Origin of the sequence: Celeribacter baekdonensis, from assembly GCF_900102315.1 — a bacterium.
GTDB lineage: Bacteria > Pseudomonadota > Alphaproteobacteria > Rhodobacterales > Rhodobacteraceae > Celeribacter > Celeribacter baekdonensis.
In genome coordinates, this window is sequence record NZ_FNBL01000007.1 from 1 (window position 1) to 25,130 (window position 25,130).

Annotated in this window: 24 protein-coding genes; 12 read left to right on the plus strand and 12 right to left on the minus strand. The window is 58.3% G+C overall.

Going from position 1 to position 25,130, the window contains the following annotated elements:
• The first annotated feature begins 372 nt into the window (after positions 1-372).
• The 10 genes from cpaB (at position 373) to BLT54_RS12435 (ending at position 10,590) form a co-directional block, all read left to right on the plus strand.
• Positions 373-1,218: a Flp pilus assembly protein CpaB gene (gene cpaB, locus BLT54_RS12390; RefSeq protein WP_074645820.1), complete on the plus strand. Its 846-nt coding sequence runs from the start codon at positions 373-375 to the stop codon at positions 1,216-1,218.
• A gap of 221 nt (positions 1,219-1,439) precedes the next feature.
• Entirely contained in the window at positions 1,440-2,849 is a 1,410-nt protein-coding gene (locus tag BLT54_RS12395) for a type II and III secretion system protein family protein (RefSeq protein ID WP_074645470.1), read from the plus strand.
• A gap of 4 nt (positions 2,850-2,853) precedes the next feature.
• The gene (locus tag BLT54_RS12400; protein WP_074645472.1) at positions 2,854-3,519 is read left to right on the plus strand and encodes an OmpA family protein; all 666 of its coding nucleotides are present in this window, start codon (positions 2,854-2,856) and stop codon (positions 3,517-3,519) included.
• Positions 3,520-3,728: 209 nt separating this feature from the next.
• Positions 3,729-4,982: a CpaE/TadZ family protein gene (locus BLT54_RS12405; protein WP_074645476.1), complete on the plus strand. Its 1,254-nt coding sequence runs from the start codon at positions 3,729-3,731 to the stop codon at positions 4,980-4,982.
• A 35-nt stretch (positions 4,983-5,017) separates the two neighbouring features.
• Positions 5,018-6,487 carry a TadA family conjugal transfer-associated ATPase gene (locus BLT54_RS12410; protein WP_074645478.1) on the plus strand — a complete coding sequence of 490 codons (1,470 nt, stop codon included), beginning with the start codon at positions 5,018-5,020 and terminating at the stop codon, positions 6,485-6,487.
• A gap of 17 nt (positions 6,488-6,504) precedes the next feature.
• Entirely contained in the window at positions 6,505-7,476 is a 972-nt protein-coding gene (locus tag BLT54_RS12415; RefSeq protein ID WP_176832883.1) for a type II secretion system F family protein, read from the plus strand.
• Positions 7,477-7,495: 19 nt separating this feature from the next.
• A complete protein-coding gene (locus BLT54_RS12420) occupies positions 7,496-8,479 on the plus strand; it encodes a type II secretion system F family protein (RefSeq protein ID WP_074645481.1) in 984 nt (327 codons plus the stop codon).
• A gap of 37 nt (positions 8,480-8,516) precedes the next feature.
• A complete protein-coding gene (locus BLT54_RS12425; RefSeq protein ID WP_083351804.1) occupies positions 8,517-9,125 on the plus strand; it encodes a tetratricopeptide repeat protein in 609 nt (202 codons plus the stop codon).
• Between the two features lie 87 nt (positions 9,126-9,212).
• Complete coding sequence (locus tag BLT54_RS12430; protein ID WP_074645483.1) at positions 9,213-10,088, plus strand: tetratricopeptide repeat protein; 876 nt, start codon at positions 9,213-9,215, stop codon at positions 10,086-10,088.
• Positions 10,089-10,095: 7 nt separating this feature from the next.
• Positions 10,096-10,590 (plus strand): A24 family peptidase, encoded by a 495-nt coding sequence (locus BLT54_RS12435; protein WP_245708004.1) that lies wholly within the window; start codon positions 10,096-10,098, stop codon positions 10,588-10,590.
• 3 nt (positions 10,591-10,593) lie between these two features.
• Here BLT54_RS12435 and BLT54_RS12440 read toward each other — a convergent pair whose 3' ends face one another.
• Complete coding sequence (locus tag BLT54_RS12440; protein WP_074645487.1) at positions 10,594-12,237, minus strand: hypothetical protein; 1,644 nt, start codon at positions 12,235-12,237, stop codon at positions 10,594-10,596.
• A 182-nt stretch (positions 12,238-12,419) separates the two neighbouring features.
• Between BLT54_RS12440 and BLT54_RS12445 the strand changes: the two genes are divergently transcribed.
• On the plus strand, positions 12,420-13,733 hold the full coding sequence (locus tag BLT54_RS12445; RefSeq protein ID WP_074645823.1) for an ATPase: 1,314 nt from the start codon (positions 12,420-12,422) through the stop codon (positions 13,731-13,733).
• Positions 13,734-13,856: 123 nt separating this feature from the next.
• Positions 13,857-14,660, plus strand: coding sequence for an NAD(P)-dependent oxidoreductase (locus BLT54_RS12450; protein ID WP_074645490.1), 804 nt, complete (start codon positions 13,857-13,859; stop codon positions 14,658-14,660).
• 37 nt (positions 14,661-14,697) lie between these two features.
• Here BLT54_RS12450 and folD read toward each other — a convergent pair whose 3' ends face one another.
• The 11 genes from folD to ybgC form a co-directional block, all read right to left on the minus strand.
• Positions 14,698-15,600 carry a bifunctional methylenetetrahydrofolate dehydrogenase/methenyltetrahydrofolate cyclohydrolase FolD gene (gene folD, locus BLT54_RS12455; protein ID WP_074645492.1) on the minus strand — a complete coding sequence of 301 codons (903 nt, stop codon included), beginning with the start codon at positions 15,598-15,600 and terminating at the stop codon, positions 14,698-14,700.
• Complete coding sequence (locus BLT54_RS12460) at positions 15,601-15,909, minus strand: chorismate mutase (RefSeq protein WP_074645494.1); 309 nt, start codon at positions 15,907-15,909, stop codon at positions 15,601-15,603.
• Between the two features lie 121 nt (positions 15,910-16,030).
• A complete protein-coding gene (ftsH, locus tag BLT54_RS12465) occupies positions 16,031-17,947 on the minus strand; it encodes an ATP-dependent zinc metalloprotease FtsH (RefSeq protein ID WP_074645497.1) in 1,917 nt (638 codons plus the stop codon).
• Between the two features lie 78 nt (positions 17,948-18,025).
• Positions 18,026-19,285, minus strand: a complete 1,260-nt coding sequence (tilS, locus tag BLT54_RS12470) for a tRNA lysidine(34) synthetase TilS (protein WP_083351805.1) — start codon at positions 19,283-19,285, stop codon at positions 18,026-18,028.
• 39 nt (positions 19,286-19,324) lie between these two features.
• Positions 19,325-20,158: a tol-pal system protein YbgF gene (gene ybgF, locus BLT54_RS12475; protein WP_074645499.1), complete on the minus strand. Its 834-nt coding sequence runs from the start codon at positions 20,156-20,158 to the stop codon at positions 19,325-19,327.
• 28 nt (positions 20,159-20,186) lie between these two features.
• Positions 20,187-20,711 (minus strand): OmpA family protein, encoded by a 525-nt coding sequence (locus BLT54_RS12480; protein ID WP_074645825.1) that lies wholly within the window; start codon positions 20,709-20,711, stop codon positions 20,187-20,189.
• A gap of 118 nt (positions 20,712-20,829) precedes the next feature.
• Positions 20,830-22,188 (minus strand): Tol-Pal system beta propeller repeat protein TolB, encoded by a 1,359-nt coding sequence (tolB, locus tag BLT54_RS12485; RefSeq protein WP_074645502.1) that lies wholly within the window; start codon positions 22,186-22,188, stop codon positions 20,830-20,832.
• Positions 22,185-23,369: a hypothetical protein gene (locus tag BLT54_RS12490; RefSeq protein WP_074645504.1), complete on the minus strand. Its 1,185-nt coding sequence runs from the start codon at positions 23,367-23,369 to the stop codon at positions 22,185-22,187. Before BLT54_RS12490 ends, tolB begins: the two co-directional genes overlap by 4 nt.
• 12 nt (positions 23,370-23,381) lie before the next feature.
• Positions 23,382-23,849, minus strand: a complete 468-nt coding sequence (tolR, locus tag BLT54_RS12495; RefSeq protein ID WP_074645506.1) for a protein TolR — start codon at positions 23,847-23,849, stop codon at positions 23,382-23,384.
• Between the two features lies 1 nt (position 23,850).
• Positions 23,851-24,546 carry a protein TolQ gene (gene tolQ / locus BLT54_RS12500; protein ID WP_074645509.1) on the minus strand — a complete coding sequence of 232 codons (696 nt, stop codon included), beginning with the start codon at positions 24,544-24,546 and terminating at the stop codon, positions 23,851-23,853.
• Between the two features lie 179 nt (positions 24,547-24,725).
• Positions 24,726-25,115, minus strand: coding sequence for a tol-pal system-associated acyl-CoA thioesterase (ybgC, locus tag BLT54_RS12505; protein WP_074645512.1), 390 nt, complete (start codon positions 25,113-25,115; stop codon positions 24,726-24,728).
• Positions 25,116-25,130: the final 15 nt, after the last annotated feature.

Below are 25,130 nucleotides of genomic sequence, written 5' to 3' on the forward strand. Positions count from 1 at the left end.
TGACCTCCGTGTCCGGCGGCACCAAAGCGCTCGGCAACACCATTTCCGGCGATCTCGCAACACGCTCTGTTGTGGCTTACTAAACACTCTGGCCCTCGGGCCATGGCGACAAAATCAAAAGCCGCGCTCTGGGACAGGGCGCGGCTTTCCTATTGCGCAAAGTCGCGGCATGGATCTGCGCTTTGAACCTGCGCCTTGGTAAAAAGACAACCCGGCCCTTTTACCCGCTTTGTCCCGAAACACGAAAAAATTCACATCCTCGCCGCCCCGCGATCACCAAAATGCCGCATTTGATCGGCACGGTGGCTGGATGGAGCATAAGGGGTGGCCGCTGAAAGCGACCTCAAACCCCGGAAGCAAAGGAAAGACATGATGCGTATTATTTTCGGATTGGTTCTCGTGATTGGGATCGGATTGGCCGGGTTCGCCGTCCATATGACCCGAGGATATATGTCCACCTATCAGGCCGAGTTGAACCGCGAAAAAGAGATGCGGGCCCAGATGATCCAAACGGAGGAGATTTTTGTCACCTCTGCCTTGATCAACTTTGGCGACCCGATCACGCCAGAGATGGTCAAAAAGGTCAGATGGCCGGTCGAAGCCATGCCCGAGGGTGTGTATCGCACCGAAGAAGACCTTTTCCCCGAAGGCCCGGATACGCCCCGCGTCGCTTTGCGTGCCATTGAGCCGATGGAACCGCTGATGGCGGTCAAGTTGAGCGCCCCTGGCGAAGATGCCGGCGTGGCCACGCGCCTGTCGAAAGGGATGCGGGCTTTTGCGATCAAGGTGGACGTGTCGACAGGCGTCTCTGGTCTGCTGCGCCCAGGCGACCGTGTTGACATCTATTGGACCGGTCAATTGCCGGGGTCCAACTCAGACTCGACCAAATTGATCCTGACCTCGATCCCGTTGGTGGCCGTTGATCAGACCGCAAATGGCGAACGCCAATCCTCCACCATCGCCCGCACCGTCACCGTCGAAGCCACCCCCACCCAAGTCGCAGGGCTGGCCACCGCTCAAAGCTCCGGCCGTTTGTCCCTCTCGCTGGTCGGACGCAATGACGATACGGTCGTCGGCGGCGTCGAAGTGGATCAGCGCACGCTTTTGGGCATTGCTGAAGAACAGATCATTGCCGAAAAGCCGAAAGATCAGGTGTGCACGGTACGGACCCGCAAAGGCGCAGAGATCATCGAAATGCCGATCCCCTGTTCAAACTGATCAGGCAGCTCAAAAGACCAAAGGCGGCGGGATACCCAGCCGCCTTTTTTCGGCACTTGCTCGATAACACTCACTATTTCACACAAACCTTGTGACTTATCCACATCACAAACAGCGTTCAACAGATTGATTCTTGCAAAAAAACGCAAATTAACACATGGTTCCCGCAAGTGGACCGAAAGAGTCCGATTTTGAGGCGTGGTCGACAGAGGCAGGATCACATGAAAATGTTGAATATGTTTAAGGCAGCCCTTTTGGGGTGTGCTGTTATCGGTGCAATGACCCAAGGGGCTTTTGCAGACAAACTTCGTGTCATGACCGGCTCTCCCTCGGGCGTTCTAAACGTGCCCATGAACCGCGCGGTCGTGGTCGAAAGTGACGAACCTTTCGCGGAAATTTCTGTGGCCAATGCCGAAATCGCGGATATCTCGACCCTCTCGGATCGCTCGATCTATGTGTTGGGCCGGTCTCCGGGGTTGACGACCATGACGCTTTTGGGCCCGGACGGATCGCTGATCACCAACGTGCAAATTCAGGTGACCCCCGATGTCACCGAATTCAAAGAGCGTCTGCGTCAGATCATGCCGAACGAAAAGATCGAAGTGCGCACGGCCAATGACGGCATCGTTTTGTCGGGCGTGATCACCTCGGTGACGATGATGGAGCGCGCGGTTGAGCTGGCCGAACGCTATGCGCCGGGTCGCGTGTCCAATCTGTTGAACATCGGCGGCACCCAACAGGTGATGTTGAAGGTGCGCTTTGCCGAAATGTCGCGCTCCGTGTCGAAAAATCTGTCCGCCTCGATCAATTCCATCGGCCCGAACATCGGCAGCAGCACGGGCACCTGGCTAAGTGCGGACAACACGCCGACCAAGATCACAGAGAACGGCGCGGTTATGGTCAAAGAAGGCACGCTTGGCGCGATGACCATCGGCGGCTCTATTGGTGGCACGGAATTGTCGATCCTGCTGGAAGCCATGGAAGAAAAAGGCGTCGTGCGCACCCTGGCCGAGCCCAACCTGACCGCGCTTTCAGGTCAACAGGCCAAATTTCTGGCCGGTGGCGAATATCCGATCCCGGTGTCGGACAATGACGGCATCTACATCGACTACAAACCCTTTGGTGTTGAACTTGAATTCATCCCGCGGGTGGTCAATGGCGACCAGATCAACCTTGAAATGCGCGCCGCCGTGTCGGGTGTGGACTCCACCGTCAACTATTCGGTCGATGGCTTTACCCTCAACTCCTTCAAACGCCGCGAAACCTCAACAACGGTCGAATTGCGCGATGGGCAGAGCTTTGCCATCGCTGGCCTGTTGCAAGACGATTTCGAAGATCTCGTCGGTCAGGTGCCATGGTTGGGTGACATCCCGGTTTTGGGGGCGCTGTTCCGCTCCACCGATTATTCGCGTCGTCAGTCTGAACTGGTGATCATCGTCACCGCCCATCTTGTCACCCCCGTCAACAGCATGGCCCTCGCGCTTCCGACAGACCGGGTCAAAATCCCGACCGAAAGCGATTTGTTCCTGTTTGGCAAAACCTTTGGCGGCACCTCGGCCCCCAAATCCGGCGCCGCCGCTGAAGTGGCAAAACAGGATTTCTCCGGGTCCTACGGCTATGTGATGGAGTAAGAACATGCGCTTGACTGTAAAACTGACACTCGCGGGTTCTGCCCTTCTCGCCTTTGCTGCCTGTACCGATCAAAAAGCCTTTTCCTCTTGGTATCAAGAGGCCGGCGGCTATGTCGACGATGGCACCTTTGGCAATTCGACCATGAACAACACGCTCGTGCAAACCGGGCAACTCAGCTATGTGATTGATTTGAATGAACGCTTTGCCGCCGAAGTGCCGACAACCGTGAATTTCGAATTCAACTCGGCGATCTTGGATGGCGCGGCGCGCGATGCAATCCGCAAACAGGCGCGTTATATGGCGCAATTCCCCGAAGTGCGATTCCGCGTCTATGGTCACACCGACCTTGTCGGCTCTGACGCCTACAACAAGTCACTCGGCCTCAGACGCGCCAAAGCCGTGGTCGCGGAACTCGCCCGCAACGGCATTTCGCGCGCGCGACTTGAGGCGATGGTGTCTTATGGCGAAACCCAACCGCTGATCGTGACGCAGGACCCAGAGCGCAAGAACCGCCGCACTGTGACCGAAGTTTCTGGTTTTGTAGAAACTGCCAAACTGGTCATGGACAGCCGTTACGCCGAGATCATTCACCGCGAATATATCGAAAGCGCCACGGCACCGTCCGAACTGGTCGATTTCGGCGCGCGTGAAATCGACCCAGGTCAGTAAGCAATCGGCAACATCGTCCCGAATTAGCGAATTATTACGCGATTTCGGCCCTATTGTTGCCCCAGTTGCCCGGCATCTTATCCTCAATGGGAGCAGTCTGTCCGACAATCGAGTCGGGCATACGCGCCAGAGGATCAGAGCCGGGCTTTTCACTTGAAAGATCTCGTCTCATGTGACGCTGGCGTTCTATAAAAGGACGCATAAAAGCAATGACGAGTGAAACTGCATTGCACAACGACCCGGCCCCACTTGTGGCCTGTACCGTCAGCCGGGACGTGCAAAACTTCGATCTTTTGATCGAAGACATGGAAAGCGAACTGGGGGAATCCTGGGGCGATCTTTCCTTTGAGGATGCCAGACAGTTTTTCCGCCAGCCAGAAAGCGGCGGGTTGAAATTTGTCGCCATCGCCCTTGATCAAGAGGACGAAGGCCTTTTGGCCATGATCGCCGACTTGATCAAATCAGCGAAAATTCAAGGCGTTAAGGTCATCCTGATCGCCGACGAAGTCTCGCCGATGGCGCTGCACCAATTGTTGCAATTGGGGGCCGAAGATTTCATCCCCTACCCGCTTCCCGAAAACGCGCTCCACGACGCTATCCTGCGCCTTGATGCCCCGCGCAAGGTCGCAGCCGTCGATTTTATCGACGCCACACGCCCCGCCCCCGCCGCGCCAAAAGGCGCCAATGGCATTGTCTTGCCGGTGCAATCCGTAGCCGGGGGTGCCGGGGCCTCGACCATCGCCGTAAACCTGGCGTGGGAATTGGCGAATATCGAAAAGAAAGGCCCGCAACCGCGCGTGCTGTTGATGGATTTCAACCTGCAATACGGTTCGGTCTCGACCTACCTCGACCTGCCACGCCGCGAGGCCGTGTATGAGCTTTTGTCCTCCACCGACATCATGGATGACGATGCCTTTAAGGGCGCGTTGATGAATTTCAACGATAAATTGTCGGTTCTCACCGCACCACCGGAAATCCTGCCGCTCGATTTCATTGAGGCGCAGGATGTGGAACGGCTTTTGGCCAAGGCGCGTGCGCTGTTTGATTATGTCGTGATCGACATGCCAACAGTGCTGGTGAGCTGGACCGAAACCGTGCTCAACGCCGCCGATTTTTACTTTGCCCCCTTTGAGTTGGACCTGCGCTCGGCCCAAAATATTTTGCGCCTACGCACCGCTTTGCGCGCCGAAGAATTGCCGTTTGAGAAACTGCGCTTCCTGCTCAACCGTGCGCCCAAAAGCATGGATCTTTCGGCCAAAGCGCGCACCAAACGCATGGCCGAGAACCTTGAGATTTCGGTGGATGTGCAATTCCCCGACGGCGGTCGCCCGGTGCGCGATTCCTGTGATCAGGGTCTGCCTTTGGGCATTGAAGCCACCAAGAACCCGCTGCGCAAAGAGATCCAAAAACTTGCCGCGTCCATTCACGCGCATCAAACCGAACAGCTTGAAGCTGCGGAATAAAAAACGCCCCCGCCGGGGCCTTGAGGAACGATCAGATGTTTTCGAGATACAAAAAGTCCGAGACCCAAAAGGCCGAACTGGTTGCAAAATCGGTGGCCCAAACGCGCGCCGCCAAACCGTCCGATCCTGCCCCTGCCGCACCTGCGCCGAAAGAGGCCACAGTTTCCAAGTCCCTGCGTCGCGAATCCACCCAAGCCGCACAGGTCGTGCCGCAGGACAAGGAACGCCGCCGCAAGGAACGCCTGAGCGACATCAAGGTCGAGATGCACAAGCGCCTGTTGGAAGACCTCAACCTGGGTGCCTTGGAAACCGCGGGTGAAAAGGAACTTCGGGCGGAAATCACTGAAATCACTGCGGAATTTTTGGCCGATCAGGGTTTGGTTCTGAACCGCGAAGAGCGCCTGTCACTCAATCAGGACCTCTATGACGAGGTGCGCGGCCTCGGCCCGCTTGAAACGCTTTTGAAAGACGACACGGTCAACGATATTCTGGTCAACGGCCCGCAACAGATTTTCGTCGAACGCAACGGCAAGCTGATGCTGTCGGACGTCACGTTCAAAGACGAAAAGCACCTGTTGCGGATCATCGACAAAATCGTCTCCGCCGTGGGGCGCCGGGTCGATGAATCCAACCCCTATGTTGACGCCCGTCTCGCAGATGGGTCGCGTTTCAACGCCATGGTGCCGCCCGTGGCCGTGGACGGGTCGCTCGTCTCCATTCGTAAGTTCAAAAAAGAAAAACTGGCGATTGACGATCTGGTCCGCTTTGGCGCGTTCACCGAAGAAATGGCCGCCTATCTTCAGGCCGCCGTCTCGACCCGCCTCAATGTCATCGTGTCAGGCGGGACGGGGTCGGGGAAAACCACCACGCTCAACGCGCTCTCCTCGTTCATCGACAATGACGAACGCATCCTGACCATCGAGGACACCGCCGAACTTCAATTGCAACAGACCCATGTCGGTCGGATGGAAAGCCGTCCGGCCAACGTCGAGGGCAAAGGTGCCGTGACCCAGCGCGACTGTCTGCGCAACGCTTTGCGGATGCGCCCGGACCGGATCATCGTCGGGGAAACCCGTGGCGAAGAGGTGATCGACATGTTGCAGGCGATGAACACCGGCCACGATGGGTCGATGACCACGATCCACGCCAACTCGGCGCGCGATGGTGTGTCGCGTCTGGAAAACATGATCGCCATGGCCGGGATCGAAATGCCGCTCAAGGCGGTGCGTTCGCAAATCTCTTCGGCTGTGAACCTGATCGTGCAGGCCTCGCGCCTACAAGACGGCTCACGCCGCATGGTTTCGATCACCGAGATCACCGGGATGGAAGGCGATGTGATTTCCATGCAGGAAGTGTTCCGCTTTCAACGCACCGGGCTGACGCCAGACAATAAAATCATCGGCCACTTCACCGCAACCGGCGTGCGCAGCCACTTTTCCGAGCGCTTCCGCATGTGGGGCTATGATCTGCCGCATTCCATTTTTGAACCCACAACCCCCCGCTGATATAGGAGTTTGACACCATGGTCCTGTCCATAGAACCGCTCATCTACGGCGTCATTTTCATCGCCGTGCTCCTTTTGGTTGAGGGGATTTATCTGACGGTGTTCGGCAAATCCATTTCGCTGAACTCCAAGGTGAACCGCCGTTTTGAGCTTTTGGAAAAAGGCACGGGCGACCGCGAAGCTGTGCTCAATCAACTGCGCAAAGAGATGGGTCAACACCTGCAATCGCGGCAAATCCCGCTTTATTCGATCCTGGCCGAAAAGGCCCAAAAGGCAAATATCGCCTTTTCGCCGCCGCAACTGATCATGCTGATGGGCTTTTTGGGCATGGTCGCCTTTGTCGGTCTCTCGATCGGGACCGCGACCTCCGCACCGATCCGCGTCGCCGTGTCGGTCGCCATGGGGGTCGGCGGCGTGTTCGTTTGGATTCAAGGCAAGGCCAAAAAGCGCCTTGCCATGATCGAAGAGCAACTGCCCGATGCGGTCGAATTGATGGTGCGCTCCTTGCGTGTGGGCCACCCGTTTTCCAACGCCTTGACGATTGTCGCCAAAGAAGTGCCCGATCCTTTGGGCACCGAAATGGGCGTCATCGCGGATGAGTCCGCCTATGGGCGTGACGTTGGGGAAGCGCTCAAGGACATGGCCGAGCGGCTCGATATGCAGGATTTGCGTTTTTTGGCCGTCGCCGTGGCGATCCAACAGCAATCGGGCGGCAACTTGGCCGAGGTGCTCGAAGGTCTCTCGAAAGTGATCCGCTCGCGCTTCAAACTGTTCCGCCGGGTAAAAGCCATCACCGCCGAGGCGAAATGGTCGGGCAATTTCTTGTCGGCCTTCCCGGTCGGCGCGCTCATCCTGATCTCGGTGACCAAACCCACCTACTTTGACACCGTCAAAGACACTGCGGTCTTTATCCCCGCCTGTCTGGTCGTCGCGGGCTTTCTCATCGCCAATCTTTTCGTCATGCGTTCCCTTGTGAACATCAAGGTTTGACACGGACAGGACACAGATCATGCAACAGATTTTCACATCCATCCTCGGCGATCAACTTGGCCCTTTTGGTCCGCTGATCCTGATCGGCACCTTGGGGGCCGTGCTGATTTTGGTCGCCCTGCCGTCACTTTTGAAGAAAAAGAACGACCCGATGGATCGCCTGCGCGCGCAATCGGAGGCGGCCAAACCCAATGGCGGCAAAAAGGCTGCCAGACTGCGCACGGACAACAGCAAGGGCGCGTCTCTGGCCAAATATTCCGCCTTTCTTGAACCACAAAACGAAGAAGAATATTCTGCCGCTCAGCTCAAGATGATCCAAGCCGGCTATCGTTCCAAAAACGCTGTGCGGATCTTTCACTTCTCGCAATTTGCCCTTGGCCTCGGCGCTTTGGCCTTTGGCGTGCTCTACGCCATGCTCAAATCCACCCAACAGGACATGACGCCGAAATCCCTGATCCTGACCGTGCTTTTGCCCGCCTGTATCGGCTATATGGCGCCAAAATATTGGGTCACCCGCCGGATCGAAGCGCGCAAAGAGGAAATCATCAACGGCTTTCCTGATGCGCTCGATTTGATGCTGGTCTGTGTCGAAGCCGGGCAATCGCTTGACCAATCCATCATCCGGGTGGCCCGTGAAATCCGCTCCGGCTTTCCTGCGCTTGCAGATGAATTTGAAATTGTGTCCTATGAGATCAAAGCCGGTAAAGACAAATCCGTCGTGCTCAAAGACATGGCCGAACGCTGCGGTGTGGCCGATGTGGCCTCTTTCGTCACCGTCCTGATCCAGTCGCAACAATTCGGCACCTCGATCGCCGATGCGCTTCGAATTTATGCGGGAGAAATGCGGGATAAACGTGTGATGCGCGCCGAAGAGACCGCAAACAAGTTGCCTACCAAGATGACCCTTGCCACAATGATGTTGACCGTGCCGCCACTGTTGATCATTTTGATCGGCCCGTCGGTCTATGACATCTACACGCTGCTCAACGAGACCGAATTCTGATCTCGCCATAAAGCCGCCGCAACCAATAAGGGACACCATGTCTCACCGCTTTTCGCGTCGCCCCTTTCGGACACCGGGCGGCGCGCTCGCCATGCCCCTTCTGGCCGTCTCGCTGATCGCCGTGCTGTCCGCCTGTGGCACCGACGGCCTGAAACCTTTGAAAGACGCGGGTCCCTATGCCCCGGTCGGCGTCAAAACCTCTGAGGCCTCGGTTGACGGGCTTTTGGTTGGTCATCGCCTGATGGCGGCGGGCGAATATGAGTTGGCGCTCAAGGCCTATTACCGCGCCGCCGCCCACCAAGGCATGACCGTCGACACGCTCTCCGCCATTGGCTCCGCCAAACTGCGGCTGGGGCGTTTGGGGCAAGCCGAAAGCGATCTGCGCAAAGCCATCAAAATCGAAGATGACTTTGTGCCCGCCTGGAACAACCTCGGTGTCGTGTTGATGGAGACCGGCCAATATGGCGAAGCCGAGCGGGTGTTTCGCACCGCCTATGCGCTCGACAGTGGCCAATCTGCCGAAATTCGCGATAATTTACGCTTGGCGCTCGCAAAATTGGAAAATCCTGCGTATATTCCCGAGGATGAGAGCGATTTCGTCTTGGTGCGACGCGGGACAGGAGAGTATCTTATCCTTGCGCGTTAAACGGTGGGCCTGAGATCCGAAAACGGACCGGCCTGACAAAAACCGACAAGACGTAAGCAGAGCAGTTAAAAAGAGGTGGCAGGCACCATGAACACGATTTTCAATCGCAATATTTGCGTGATTTCCCTCGCGGTTGTCGGCAGTCTCGCCCTTTCGGCCTGTCAAAAGCCCTTTGGGGGCGATGTGCGGCGCGCGGACACTTCGGTCAACGCGATTGATGGCACAGGCCTGTCCGACATCATGCTGAATGCGGCCGACCCGAACGAGGCCGTGTCCTATTTCATGCGCGCCTCAAGTGAAAACCCGGACCGGATTGATCTTCAGCGCGGCTTGGCCATGTCCTTTGTCCGGGCTGGTCAAAATGAGGCTGCGGTGAAAACCTGGGGAACCCTGATCACCCATAAAGAGTCCACCTTGAACGACCGCGTGGATTATGCCGATGCCTTGATCCGCACCGGGGACTGGAAAGGCGCCGAAGCACAGCTTGACAGCGTGCCGCCGACCCATGAAACCTACAAACGTTACCGCCTAGAAGCGATGGTGGCCGACAGCAACCAGGAATGGAAAAACGCCGATAGTTTCTATCAGACCGCCGTTGGCCTGACCACGAAACCCTCCGGTGTTCTGAACAACTGGGGCTATTCGAAACTGACCCGTGGCGATTACAAAGAGGCCGAAAAACTCTTTGCTCAGGCGATCACCTATGATCCCTCGCTGTTCACCGCCAAAAACAACCTGATCCTCGCCCGTGGCGCGCAGGGCAAATACGATTTGCCGGTGATGGAAGCCACGCAAGTGGAGCGGGCGCAGTTGCTTTACACCCTCGGCCTTGCGGCGGTGAAAGCGGGCGATGTGACCATCGGCAAAGGGTTGATCAAAGAGGCCATCGACACCCATCCGCAGCATTTCGAAGCCGCTGTGCGCAGCCTGCGCGCGCTCGAATCCAACGTCTCAAACCTCTAAACCGCAGATGATGATCACCCTGCCCGCCTCGGCTGCGCTTTGGTTTTTGCTGCCGGTCGCTTTCGTGTCTTTCATCGCCGCCTTCAATGATTTGAAACGGATGAAATTGCCAAACCCTGTGGTTGTGGCTTTGGGGCTGATTTATGTGATCCTCGGTCCCTTTGTTGTGCCGTTTGAGACCTATCTTTGGGGCTTTGCCCATGGCTTTGTGATGTATTTCGTCGGCATGTTGGCCTTTGCCTATCTGGGCGTTGGCGCGGGTGACGGTAAATTTGCCGCCGCCATGTCGATGTTCATCCCGCTTGCCGATGCCACGCTGGTCCTGTCGCTGTTTGCGGCGTTTCTACTGGGCGCGTTTTTGGCGCACCGGGCCTTGCGCGCAATGCCCGTTGTGCGCCGTGCCACCCCGGATTGGGTGTCGTGGGAACACAAGAAATTCCCGATGGGATTGGCGCTTGCGGGCACGGTGATCTGCTATCTGGCGCTTGCGGCCTTTCTCTGATCCTCACTTCACAATCGGATAGACCAACATCGTATCGTCGCGCAGCGGCGGACGCAGCACCAGCCCCGCGGTCTCAAGCGCCGCCAAAGCATTGCGTTCGATTTCGGCATCCAACGGGCAAGTCGGTATGATGATGGCATCGGCATTCTCAATCCCCGGCGTGCCCGAATAATACCACGGTGCGCCGCCTTTGAGCGGCTCAAACCCGCCCAAAATCCAAATGCCAGAGGCAATATCGGCGACAAAAAACTGGCTGTCCTGGGGAAAGTTGAACGGCGGCTGTTTCAGCCGATCCGCCATATAGCTGTGCATCGCCACATCGCCCGATTGCAGGGTGCAGCGCGGCAGGGTCTCGCCCAAAAACGTCACCGGTTTGAACAGGTCATCTTCGACCACATAAGGCGCAAGTTGCGGCAAATCATCAACCATCACCACTCGGCCCAAAACCGTCGCCGTGCGTTGCGTTTTGACAAAGACGTCGCGCAGCTCGGCGCGGGTTTTAAACTGTGGCGCATAGTCCAGGGCCTTGGTGGCGAGGTGGCGAAACGGGCTGGTGACGATGTTTTGAAACGACGGAGTGATCAGCGCGAAAGAGACCAAAGCCAGCCCCGCCACGGCATTGCGCGCATCGGCATTGAACACCACCCGCCGACCTTTCTCAGGGCGCAGCGCCAAGAGGTAAATGGCCAGCAACATCAACCATTTGGGATCATTTCCAAAGTTCTGATAGGTGACATAGACAAAGCCCGGTGCCAACAGAAACAGCACCAAACCCGCCCGGTCCTGCCCGGCTTGCCTGAGCACGATCACCGACAGGATCAGCGCCAAAGAGCCGATCATAAAGCGTGGCCCATTGATCACCTCCATCAGTGGCGCACCGGGGGCGGCGCGGGTGTCTGAGCGGGTCACGGACAACAGATCACTTACATAGGCCGGAAAGAAATCGACGCCATAAATCGCCACCATCACGCCCGCAATCACCCCCCCGGTGAGCACCCCGACCCAAAGGCTGCGCCATGCGCCGCGCAGCACAAAAGCGAATGCAATCGGCGCAACGAAAGCAACAAAATATGTGGGTTTCAAAAGCGCCAAAGCGGCCAGCATCGCGCCCACGATCATCCCGTCCAGCACCCCGTCCATCCTCGGAGCCTTTGCGTCGTCATGCGGCGGCAACGCGGCCAAAAGAATGGCAATAAACGCCGCAGCCCAAGCCCAGCGATTGTAATACATCGAGACCGAAAGCGCGGTGATGTTTTCGCCATGCACCAAGGACAGGACCATGCTCACCGTCACAAAGCCAAAGCCCCAAGCGGTCAGACCAGAGAGCCGCGAGACAGCCACGCGCCCGATCAGTGGTGCCAAAAGCACAGCGACCAAAACCTGCCCTGCAATAAACGCCTGGCCAAGCCCGAGACCCGCCTTGGCAAAGCCCACAGCCGGCAAAAACGCGAAAATTCCGATCGGCGTTGAAAAATCGAGATGCGGCACCTGGCCTGTGAGCATCCGCAACACGATCTCGATCATATGCGCCGTGTCGCCCTCATGCCGCCCGATGTACAGCCCACCCTTGGCAAGCCCCACACCGCCAAAGATAAGGATCAAAATCGCGAGAAATGCCGCGTATTTTAGCGGGGAAATCTTCGTCATCGGACCTGCCTCATTCATTTTTGCGAAAGGTTATGATCAAACACTCGAAATGCAAAGGCCACTCGGGTCGCGCGCGTGAAAATGTTGGCATTTGGACGCGGGGATTCGTACAGTTGCGCCAAGAAACATCCGAACCCCCACCAAAGGGGTCTGCCAGTGCGACCGAGGGATCAGAGCATCAGATGAACATGGAAACCACGCCCAATGTGATCGCCCCACCCGCCCCGCGTCAGGTCAGTGACACCGGCCTGTCCCCGGTGATGATGCGGGACATCGTGTTGAAAACCATGTTTCGCACCCATCTCGAACAGGTCTCTCGCCTGGCCTCCGCTCTGGCCCTGCCGGTCTCTGTGACCCAGATTTTGGTCGACACCGCGCGCGAACAGGGTTTGATCGAAGCCACCGGCACATTGCACGCGGGCGCGGGGTCTGAAATGGGGTTTCGCCTTTCGGACACCGGCAAGGCGCGCGCTTTGGACGCGCTGTCACAGTCCGAATATTACGGCGCGATGCCGATCCCGCTTGAGGTCTATGCCGAACAGGTCAAACGCCAATCGGTTCGCAATATGAAGGTCACGCGAGATGCGCTTTTGGGGGCGATGGGGCATCTGATCTTGCCGCCAATGCTGTTGGACCAACTGGGGCCTGCGGTCGGTGCGGGCCGTTCGATCCTGATGTACGGACCTCCGGGCAACGGGAAATCGTCGATCTCAAACGGCATTCGTGACGCCCTTGGCGATCTGATCTATGTGCCGCGCGCGATTGAATATAACGGTTCGGTCATCACGGTCTATGACCCGTTGATGCATGTGAAACGCGAGGAGGCCGAGGATGAGGCCACCGCTCTGCGTCGTACCGCCAACCGATTTGATCGTCGCTATGTGCGCTGTGAACGGCCTTCGGTGATCACGGGCGGCGAGCTGTCGCTCGACATGTTGGATCTCGTCTACAACCCGACTGCGCGCACCTACCAGGCACCGCTTCAGCTCAAATCCACCGGCGGGATTTTCATCGTCGATGACCTTGGTCGCCAAGAGGAAGCGCCGCAAAAACTGGTCAACCGTTGGATCGTGCCGCTTGAGGAGAACAAAGATATTCTGGCGCTGCAATCGGGGGAAAAATTCGAAGTGCCGTTTGACACTTTGGTGATTTTTTCCACCAACTTCCACCCGAACAAAATCTTTGATACCGCCGCTTTGCGCCGGATTTTCTATAAAATCAAAATCGACGGGCCGGATCAGGCGGGCTTTCTCAAAATCTTTGCCATGGTTGCCCGCAGGAAAAAGATGCCGCTGGATGAAGCCTCTTTGCTTTACCTGTTGAAAACCAAATACCCGACCATCGACAATGTCTACGCCAATTATCAGCCGACATTTTTGATTGATCAGATCATTTCGATCTGCGAATTCGAGGGCATCCCCTACCAGATGACGCCAGAGCTGATCGACCGTGCATGGGCGAACATGTTCGTGGAAGAAAGCGACTTCGCGCATTGAGGCAGGATGCGGGGGCCAGCCCCCGCAGACCCCCGGGATATTTTCGGACAAAAGAAGCGCAGGTTTCGCTTTTCAAAGCAACGCGGCGCGGTCATCCTTTCCGCAACTTAGGGAGGATATTGTATGACGAAAATCGGCATTGCCGGTGTGGGCCGGATGGGCAGCGGGATGCTGGCCAATATGCGCGCAGCGGGAATTGACGTGGGCGGCTTTGACATCCGCCCCGAAAGCAACTTTCCCACCCTGCCCGTCACCTCAGATGTGGCCGCCTTTGCCGCCGAGCTTGAGACCTTGCTCACCGTGGTGCGCGATGCGGATCAGACCGACGAGGTTCTGTTTGGCACGCAAGGGTTTGTCAGCCGCGCGCCGCATTTGAAAACCGTGGTGATTTGCTCCACGCTCTCCCCCAACTATGTGCGCGGCCTACGCACCCGCGTCCCCGCCCATATCGCACTTGTCGATGCGCCGATGTCGGGGGCCGAAGTGGGTGCACGCGAGGGCACGTTGGCCTTTATGATCGGCGGGGAAGAGGCGGAGGTGGCCGCGTTGATGCCACTGCTTGAGGCGATGGGGCAAAACATTCACCACATGGGCGATTTTGGCGACGGGATGCAAACAAAAGTGTTGAACAACCTGCTCTGTGCCTCGCACACCGCCATGTCGCGGCTGGTGTTGGACTGGGCTGATCAGACCGGCGTCGATCGCGACAAACTTTTGGGCCTGATCGAAACTGCAACAGGGCAAAATTGGTTTACCTCGCGCTTCGATCAGATCGAATTTGCCAAACACGGGTTTGAGCCGGACAATACGCTGGGCATTTTGGTCAAGGATGTCACCTGCGCGCTGGACGCCGCACCGGAGGGCGCGGATACGTCGCTGCCCGAGGTGGTCCGCGCGACAATGCGCAGTCTTACACCCATTGAATGAGGGAAAAGAGGCCCCTCGGGGCCTCTAAAACGCCGGCTCAGGCGGTGAGGCCTTCGGGTTCGGCAAAGCCGTGACTGCGGCAGCAGGCGGTCAAGGTGTTGGCCAGAAGGCAGGCGATGGTCATCGGGCCGACGCCGCCCGGAACCGGGGTGATCGCACCTGCAACCGTAGAGGCAGAGGTGAAATCGACATCACCGACAAGCCGCGATTTGCCCGCGCCTTTTTCGGGCGCAGGAATGCGGTTGATGCCCACATCAATCACCGTGGCACCCGGTTTGATCCAATCGCCTTGGACAAAATTTGCCCGCCCCACGGCGGCCACCACGATGTCGGCGCGGCGCACGACCTCAGGCAAATCCTTGGTCCGCGAATGGGCGATGGTGACGGTGCAGCTATCGCCAAGCAAAAGTTGCGCCATCGGTTTGCCGACGATATTCGAACGGCCAATCACCACGGCATTGAGCCCCGACAGCGATCCATGATGATCACGCAGCATCATCAAACACCCAAGCGGCGTACAGGGCACCATGGCCTTTTGTCCGGTGCTCAACAGGCCGACGTTGGAAATATGAAACCCATCGACATCCTTGGCCGGGTCAATCGCGTTGATCACCAAAGCCTCGTTGAGATGGTCAGGCAGCGGCAATTGCACGAGGATGCCATGCACATCTTTATCGGCATTGAGCGCCTCGATCAGCGCCAAAAGATCGACTTCAGAGGTCTCGGCGGGGAGTTTGTGCTCATAGGAGTTCATCCCCACTTCGACGGTCATTTTGCCCTTGGAGCGCACATAGACCTCGGAGGCGGGGTCATCGCCCACCAGCACAACGGCCAGTCCCGGCGTCACCCCCATCGCCTCTTTGAGGCGGGCCACATGGGTCGCGACTTTGTCACGCACGGAGGCGGCAAAGACTTTTCCGTCGATCAAGGTTGCACTCATCTACTCTTCTCCGGTTCCGATCACGCGCTCTTCGCGTGCGATCATGGCTTCGATCATCTGGGACCACATCCCGCGCGCCAGATCGGGGTCAAACCCGGCCTCCTGCGCGCTCTGGGCCACTCGGTCCAAAACCTCCGACACCCGCGTCTCAATCCGCGCAACCATCCCCTCGCCGGGCTTCAATTCTGCGGCGCGGTCGACATGGGACTGACGGGTCGCCAAAAGCGCAATCAGCTTGCGATCAATCTGGTCGATCTGCTGGCGCAACTCGGCCATGGTCGCAATGTCTTTGGGGGGCTTGAGAGTCATGAGGGTCCTTTCAAACGCGCTTTAGCATGCGAGGCCAAAAGGCGAAAGCCCCGCACGCCCACTTGTCGCCCAAAGAAAAACCGCGCCTCTCACGGGCGCGGTTTCTTTGGTTTTTTAAGGTTCATGCGGTGGGTTCAGGTTCCATCCCGCTGTCGTCTTTTGGCTTTTTCGTCGTCTTCGGAATCGCCATCACAGAGGGTGTATTGCCAAGCCCGGTTGAGCTGTCGTCATCGTCACCGCGATTGAGCGGCTCGCCTGCGATCACTTTCTGGATCTCAACGCCCGTGAGGGTCTCGTATTCCAAAAGCCCCTGCGCGAGATTTTCAAGCTCATGTGCCTTCTCGGTCAGGATGCGTTTTGCCGTGGCATAGCCGGTGTCGACGATCTCTTTGACTTTATCGTCGATCAGCTTTTGCGTCGCACCAGAATGGTTGGTGCCACCGCCGTAATTGCCAAGATAACTGTCTTGTTCATTGGCGTAATCGACATAGCCCAGCTCTTCGGAAAAGCCGAATTGCGTGACCATGGCGCGGGCAATCCGCGAGGCCTGTTGGATGTCAGAAGACGCGCCGGAGGTGACGTTTTCTTTGCCAAAGATCAGTTCTTCGGCCACACGACCCCCCATCGCCATGGCGATTTTAGAGGTGTATTTGGTGTAGCTGACCGAAAGCTGATCGCGTTCTGGCAAAGACAGAACCAGACCCAAGGCCCGACCGCGCGGGATGATCGTCGCTTTGTGGATCGGATCATGCTGCGGCACGTTGAGGCCGACAATGGCGTGGCCCGCTTCGTGATAGGCGGTCAGTTTTTTCTCGTCCTCGGTCATCACCATGGAGCGACGCTCCGCCCCCATCATGACCTTGTCCTTGGCGTTCTCGAAATCTTCCATCATCACCTGACGACGACCAATGCGCGCGGCGGTCAAAGCCGCCTCGTTCACAAGGTTGGCCAGATCAGCACCGGAAAAGCCCGGCGTGCCGCGCGCGATGATGCGCAGGTCGACATTGGCACCCAGCGGCACTTTGCGCGCATGCACGGCGAGGATTTTCTCGCGGCCTTTGATGTCCGGGTTCGGCACTTGCACCTGACGGTCAAAACGACCGGGACGCAACAGCGCCGGGTCCAACACGTCAGGGCGGTTGGTTGCGGCAACGATGATGATGCCTTCGTTGGCCTCAAACCCGTCCATTTCCACAAGCAACTGGTTCAGCGTCTGTTCGCGCTCATCATTGCCGCCACCGTAGCCTGCGCCACGCGAGCGACCGACGGCGTCGATCTCGTCAATAAACACGATACAGGGGGCGTTTTTCTTACCCTGTTCAAACATGTCGCGCACCCGGCTTGCACCGACACCGACGAACATCTCAACAAAGTCAGAGCCGGAGATGGTAAAGAACGGCACACCCGCTTCGCCGGCAATGGCCCGCGCCAAAAGGGTTTTACCCGTGCCCGGAGGACCAACAAGCAAAGCGCCTTTCGGGATTTTACCACCAAGGGCCGAGAATTTTTGCGGGTTGCGCAGGAATTCGACGATCTCTTCGAGTTCCTCTTTCGCCTCATCAATGCCCGCGACATCATCAAAGGTCACGCGGCCATGCTTTTCGGTCAAAAGTTTGGCTTTCGATTTGCCAAACCCCATCGCGCCGCCTTTGCCGCCGCCCTGCATCCGGTTCATGAAGAAAATCCAAACACCGATGATCAAGATGAACGGCAGGAAGGAAATCAGGATCGGCATCAACCCGCTTTCTTCCTGCGGCTCGCCTTTCACCGTCACGCCTTTGTCGACCAATTCTTTGACCAAGGTGTTGTCACCCGGGTTGATCGCATATTTGCGACGGTTGTCTTCGCCGGTGAAATAGACCCGCTCGCCGTCAATATCGACCGCAGAGACAGAGCCATCATCAACCTTCGACATGAACTCGGAATAGGACACAACGTCAGATGACATTGACGATTGATTGCCGCCCAGCACCTGAAACAGCGCCAGAACGAGCATCAGAAGCACGAGCCAGAAGGCAAGATTGCGTGCGTTACCCAAGGGGGATCTCCTCGAAATTTTGGACGCCCCCGCTTGCGCGAAAGCCTTTCCTCTAAAATAGGCATCGGGCGGCTAAGTTCAATGCGATAAAAGCGTTGTAAAAAAGTCGCCTTTTGGCTGGGCCAACCGCAAGGTGGCGGGGCCGTAACGCACAAGCGGGGCTGAAATCAACGTATTGCCGTCAAACACCGCAGGCGAAGCCGAAAGCGTTTCGCGCGGCGGCGCACCGTCAGGCAACTCCCCCAGTTGCAACAACCCGTCCTGACCCAGGGCACGCACGATTAGTCCTTTATCCTCAATACCTTCAACGATCCAGCGCCCATCCCAAACCGCCCCCGGAACCGCCACAGTATGCGCCACGGCGGCATGTTCGCGGGTCAATCGAAAGCTCTCTTTGCCGCCCAAAAGCCGCACGCCATGCAGGGTCGCATCGCGCCCGCGCATCATCGCAGACAGGAATTCTTGTAGTTTCATGCCCCTTGGACCGTAGTCAGCCGAGGCAATCCACCGCAGGGCATGGGCGACAAGACGCCGGTTTATTTCCGGCGCACCCTCGGCAAAACGGCGTCGATTGAGGATCAAATCGCCCTGATCTTCGCTCACACAGTCGAGCGCATGGTCATGCGTGGCGAAATCAAGCGCCGATCGCACCTGTCCCAAATGGTCCATCACCCGGCCAACAACGTGGATGTCGATGCCGAGTTTGCTGAGTTCTTCCATGGCGCGGCGGGCCTTGATCCGGTCAAAGGCTTCGTTGTCATTGCTTGGATCATCAATCCACGGCTGACGCAGATCGCGCAGATATTGCCGCAGTTCAAACCGCTCCTGCATCAACAAAGGCCGCACCCATGTGATCCCGTCCGAGACCCTTCGGCGCTGCATCCCGGTCAACCCGTCGATCCCCGAAGCGCGCGCAAGGCGCATAAAAAACGTCTCCGCCTGATCGTCGGCGGTGTGCGCCAGAGCAATGGTATTGATACCCTCTGCCTTGGCCCAATCCGCCATCAAACGGTAGCGCGCACGACGGGCGGCGTCTTGCAGATTGCCCTGCCCGCTCCAGCCGGACCAGGTGAGCGTGGTGTGTTTGACCTGAAGCTTTTGCGCCACCTCAGAGACAAACCGCGCTTCCTCAGCGGCCTCGGGCCGCAGCCCATGATTGACCGTCACGGCCCAAAGGCGGATTTTCTCTTCCTCGGCCCATTCCGCCATCAGATGCAGCAAAGCCATGCTGTCACCGCCACCCGACACCGCCACGGCAAGCTGGTCGGGCTTGTCATAGGCGAAGGCGGTGGCCACGAAATGCTTGAGCATCGCCTGCTTTGCGGTGACCTCACTCATCGGAGCCCTGCCCCTTTTGACGGGTTTCTTACATTGGCCTTACTGACAGCCAAGCGCCTGAGCCTCGCTCACGGCAGCAGCGGCTGCGTCCGACCCCGCAAAGCGTGATTGCACCTCGCCGTACATCACACAGCCTTTGTCAACCTGCCCGAGCGTGCCCAAAGACCCGGCCAAACGCAAAAGCGCCTCTGGCGCGCGCTCGCCTTCGGGGCTGCCGGAAAAACTATCGAGATAGGCGCGGGCCGCATCCGCCGTTTGGCCCAAGGCCGCATAGGATTCACCGCGCATAAAATGCGCCTCTCCGGTCAGGTATCCGCCGGTGTAGCTTTGGGCAAAATTGGCAAATGCCGTGGCGGCCTGCGCGTATTCACCATTGGTGTAAAGCGCCATGGCCGCATCATAATCGGATTGTTCGGCCATCGCCAAATCGCCGCCGCCCTCCATCGCGGGTTCAGACCCCGGTCCGGTGACAACCACATCGCTTGCCCCCGTGGCTCCGCCGAGAGGCGTGAGCGGCGGCAAAGATCCGACGTCACAGCCGCTTTCCAATTCACAGAGCCGAAAGTTCAGATCGTCCAACTGATTGGTGCCATCTTTCACCACCTGATCGACGCGAAATTCCAACCCTTCGACCTTGGCCGTGAGATTGGCCAAAGCCGCCTCCATCAGGTCCACACGTTCCAGCGTGGACGCGCCCGCAAATTGCGTATTGGGCGCGCCTGTGGTGGACAATTCGCGTTTGAGTTTGGCGATTTCGACCGACAGCACCGCCGCTTCTTGGCGAATATCGGCCAAGGTCTGGGCCTCTTGCGCAAAACCCGCCCCGCCCAGCATAGAAAGGGCAAGTGCCGCCCCAAAGATCACGCGTTTCATCGCTCTCGCCCTCTCTCTATTGTCGTGTTCAGCTGACGCCAGCGCCCGCCGCCAGGACGGTCACAGCACGACGGTTCTGCGAATAGCAGCTTTCATCCGAACAGACCGCAAGCGGGCGCTCTTTGCCATAGGGGATGGTTTTGAGGCGCGAGGGGTTGATGCCTTGGCTGATCAGGAATTCCTGAACCGAGGCAGCGCGGCGGGCAGAGAGTGCAAAGTTATAATCGCGCGTGCCCTGCTCGTCGGCGTGGCCTTCGATAATGGCACTATACGCTTGGTTGTCCAAAAGCCATGTCGCTTGGCCTGCCAAAATCGTGCGCGCCTCGGGTGAGAGGGTCGATTGGTCGATGGCAAACAAAACGCGGTCACCCACGGTTTGGTTGAAATAGGCAACCGATTTCGGATCAGAGGCAGAGCCGGCCATCGCGCCATCCGCGCCATAACCATTGGCGCCCGCACCGGCGCCGCCATCCCCAAAACGGCCCGGATTGGTACAGGCGGTCAGGCCCAGAGCCGCGACCAAAAACAGGGCGCGAGGCACGGAACGGGTCATGAATTTAGAGGTCTGTGTCGTAGACATGGTGGACATTGGGATCATCCTTTGAGGAAGCTCAAACTGTTGTTTTTCTGACTATAGCACTCTCACCCGGCCTTGGGGAGAGGTCCGGGGTTTATTTCAAAAGCGGCGACCAAGCGGGATCAGACGCCCCGGTATTGGTCGGCACGCGTTTCAGGTTGCGGCCCGAAATATCAACCGAATAGAGCGCACTGGCCCCGCCCGCGCCCTGACTTTCGCGGGTGAACATGATCACCCGGCCATTGGGGGCCCAGCTTGGCCCCTCGTCCAGGAAAGATGCGGTCAAAAGCCGTTCTTCGGAGCCATCCGTGCGCATCACGCCGATGTGGAACCGACCTTCGTTTTGCTTGGTGAAGGCAATCAAATCGCCGCGCGGCGACCAGATGGGCGTGCCATACCGGCCCTTGCCATTGGAAATCCGCCGCGCCTCACCGCCGCCTGCGGGCATGATGTAAAGCTGCTGCGTACCAGAGCGATCCGATTCAAACACGATCTGCGCTCCGTCCGGCGAAAACGACGGCGCGGTTTCAATCGCGGGCGTGTTGGTCAGCCGGGTCGTTTGGCCGCTGGCAATATCCATGCGGTAAAGATCCGTGTTGGTGCCCGTGGACATCGAATAGACGATAGATTGACCATCGGGGGCAAAACGCGGTGCAAAGGTCACGGCCTCGGCGGGCACGGGCAAGCGCGTGCGCGTCACGGTGCCGACATCCAGCATGGTGATCTGCGGCCGGCCTGTTTCATAAGAGGTGTAAAGCACGCGGTCGCCCGTGGGCGAGAAGCGCGGCGCAAAGACGATATAGCTGTCATCCGTCAGATATTGCAAACCCGCGCCATCGTAATCCATCACCCCAAGGCGTTTTTTGCGGTCATTCTTTGGCCCGGTCTCAGAGACAAACACCACCCTGCTGTCGAAATACCCGCCCTCGCCGGTGATCCGGGAATAGACCACATCGGAGACCTTATGGGCGATCCGACGCCAACTTGCGGTGGACCCGCCAAGCTGCAAACCGCCGCCCAGAGGCGCTTCGGCGTAAATATCGAACACCCGGAATTTCACCACAAGATTGCCCGCGGCGTCCGTGCCCACGGCCCCGGTCACAAGCCCCTGCGCATTGATCGCTTTCCAATCGGCATATTGTACCGGGGAGGCGAAATTGGTGACCTTGGAAATATGCGCCGACGGCGGGATTTCACGGAACAACCCGGTGCCCACCAAATCGGCGGCAATCACATCGGAAATCTGCTGTGCGTATTCCGCCGCCTGTGGTGTCTCGGCAATGAAATCCGGGATCGCCAATGGCAAGGGCTCGATCACCCCGCGCGTGATGTCGAGTTGCAGCGGCCCGGGGTCCTGCGCCAACATGGGCGAGGCCGTGCCGAAAGACAGCGCCAGAGCGCAAACCAAAGAACCGGCCAGTGTCGTCAGGCGAAAGGGAAGCGGGCGTATCATTTAAACCTCATCTGTTCGGGATCGAACGTCATTTCGATATTGCGCCAATGGTCATACTTGTCGACCGGCAATGGAAAACCACGCGCGCCACAGCGGATAATTGCGCGGCGCGCCACTTCAAAGGCACTTTGAGCGCCAGCATCGGTGCCGCCCTCATGGCCCAACAGGGTGATGGAACCGGCTTGCGGCGTGCCATCTTCGTTCATCGCGACACCGACGGTGATCTTGGTGCGCATCGCATCCGTCGACATCGCGCCGACGTTCCAACATTGCGACACCGCAACGCGCATGCCTTCGCGCTCGCCGCCGGTCAGGGGCGGCCCCACCGGACGTTTCGGCGCGGCAGGTGTTTCGGCGGCTTCGGCGGCCAAAGCGGCGGCGGCCTCGGCGGCAGCATTGGCCACAGCATCCGCCGGATCTGTTTTCGGCGTCTCAGGCTTGGGAGTTGCAGGTTTGGGCGTCTCAGGCTTTGGCGTCTCTGCCGGCTTTTGCGCCGCCGCAGCTTGCGCCGCCAAATTGGCCGGGCGGGATTTTGGCCGCGGCGAGGTTGACATGCCCGACGGCTTTTCCGCCTCGGTCACAATCTCTGTCGTCGTCTCTTGCGGCGCGGCTTTTTCCTGGGTCTGCTCCACGACCTTCTCAGACTCAGCCGTGTCAGAGGGGGCCTCAACCGGGGCATCCGAAATCTCCGGCTGCGGCTCGGGCGTGGACACGACCTGATCGGAAATACGCGGCACCGGACGCGGCGTCGGTTTGCGGTCGGGACTATCCGGCAGCCCCGCACCGGGGTCCTCCAGAGAGAGTTCCGGTTCGGCCTGTGGGCTGGGCGGGGTTGGATCGACATTGACCGGTGCGGGCAAGCTCTCGTTGACCTCCGGGCGCGGCTCAGGCACGTCTGGCGGCGGCGCATCCGAGGGCTGAACCTCGGGCGTGCTGTCCTCGACGGGGGTCGGCGCGGGCGCCGCTTCGGCCACAGGGGCCTTCAATGCCTCGGCCTCGGCAAACGTGTCGGGCGCAGTGCTTGTGGCGCTCAGTGCGGCAAATTCCGCCTCCGAAATCAGCGCAACTTCCTGAACATCAACGGACTCCGTTTGCTTCGGCGAGAGGAACATCCCACCGAAAATCATATAGGCAATGAGGCCCAAATGGCCCGCGCCGGAGATATATTGGCCTGTGTTCACGCCATATGCCCTTTAGTTTCCGGCCCCATCAAGGCGCGGACCGCCCTGCTCCGTCACCAAACCGATCTTGCGAAAGCCCGCAGCATTGAGCGCGCCCATGATCTGCGCCACGCGCTCATAGGTCACCGACCCGTCGGCGCGCAGGAAAATCTTGTCATCCTGACGCTCTGCGGCAATCGCGCGCAACTTCGTCACCAGATCGGCCTCATCTTCCTCATTGGACATCAACAACACCCGACCATCGGCGGTCAGTGTGATGCTCAACGGTTCCTCTTCCTCTTGCGGCAAGGCGGTGGCGGCGGTTTCTGGCAACTCGATCGGCACGCCCACGGTCATCATCGGTGCCGCGACCATGAAGATGATCAACAGCACCAACATGACGTCGACGAAGGGCGTGACGTTGATCTCGCTCATCGCTGCCGGACGACGGCGGCCGCGACGGCCTCCCTTGCCCTGCTTTTGAACCACACCTGCGCCCATCTCAGCTGTCCAATTCGCGTGAGAGAATGGTGGCGAACTCGTCGGCAAAGGCCTCATACCCACCCAAAATGCGGTCGCTGTCGGCGTTGAGTTTGTTGTAGAAAATCACCGCCGGAATAGCGGCCAAAAGACCCAAAGCGGTGGCGAGCAAGGCCTCCGCAATCCCCGGTGCCACAACGGCCAAGTTGGTCGATTGCGCCATGGCGATGTCTTCAAAGGCGGTTTTGATGCCCCAAACCGTGCCGAACAGGCCAATAAAAGGCCCGGTCGAGCCGACCGTGGCCAAGAAGGACAGGCCCGCGTTCATGTTTTCGGCCTCTTTCGAAATCGCCACATCCATGGAACGATCAATGCGCGATTGCGCGCCCGCGATCAGCCCGCCGTCGGCCTTGTGCGAGCGCCGCCATTCGGTCATCCCGGCGGCAAACACCCGTTCGGGTGCAGAGATAGGATTGCCCTGAAGCTGGTCATAGAGCTCATCCAAAGGCTCGCCCGACCAGAACGAATGATCGAACGCGTCGGCTTCGGCGCGCGCTTTGCGAAAGGCGATGAATTTTTGCACGATGATTGACCATGACCAAAACGAGGCCACGATCAATAGGATCATCACGATTTTCACAATGAAGGTCGCGCGCATGAAAAGCGCCAGCAGGGAGAAATCGATCTCCTGCGCCATAGCAAGGGTATTTTGGTCCATGAACCTGCTCTTTTGTTCCGCTTAAAACGTTGCCTGAGTGCCTGACGATTGGTCGCCAGATCATTTTGGTGGGCCGTCTTTGTACAGCTCTCATCTTAACCCAAGATTTACCTGATCGTCAGGGCACACGCCAACACTAACCTGTGAGGCAGGGCGTAAAATCGGAGAATTTTCGCAGTTTAGTGCAGATTTCGGCGAAGAATCGCCGGAAGACGCGCCGGATGCCCTGTGGCGGATAATGTGACGAGGGTCACAACCGCCTCAAACAGCACCTCTTGGCCTCGTTTGACCCCCTGTTCGACCACAATCCGCGCGCCGGTGAGGGCCTTCAGCCGGGTTTCGACGGTCAAATCATCATCGAATTTGGCAGGCGACAGGTAATCCGCCTCAACCCGGCGCACCGCAAACACCAAGCCCTCATCGGCCTTCAAAGCCACCTGATCGACACCCAACTCGCGCACCCATTCGGTCCGGGCGCGTTCGATATATTTGAGGTAATTGGCGTAATAGACGATGCCCGCCAGATCGGTGTCCTCATAATAGACATGGACAGGAAAAATATGGGTCATCGCATCGCCTTATCT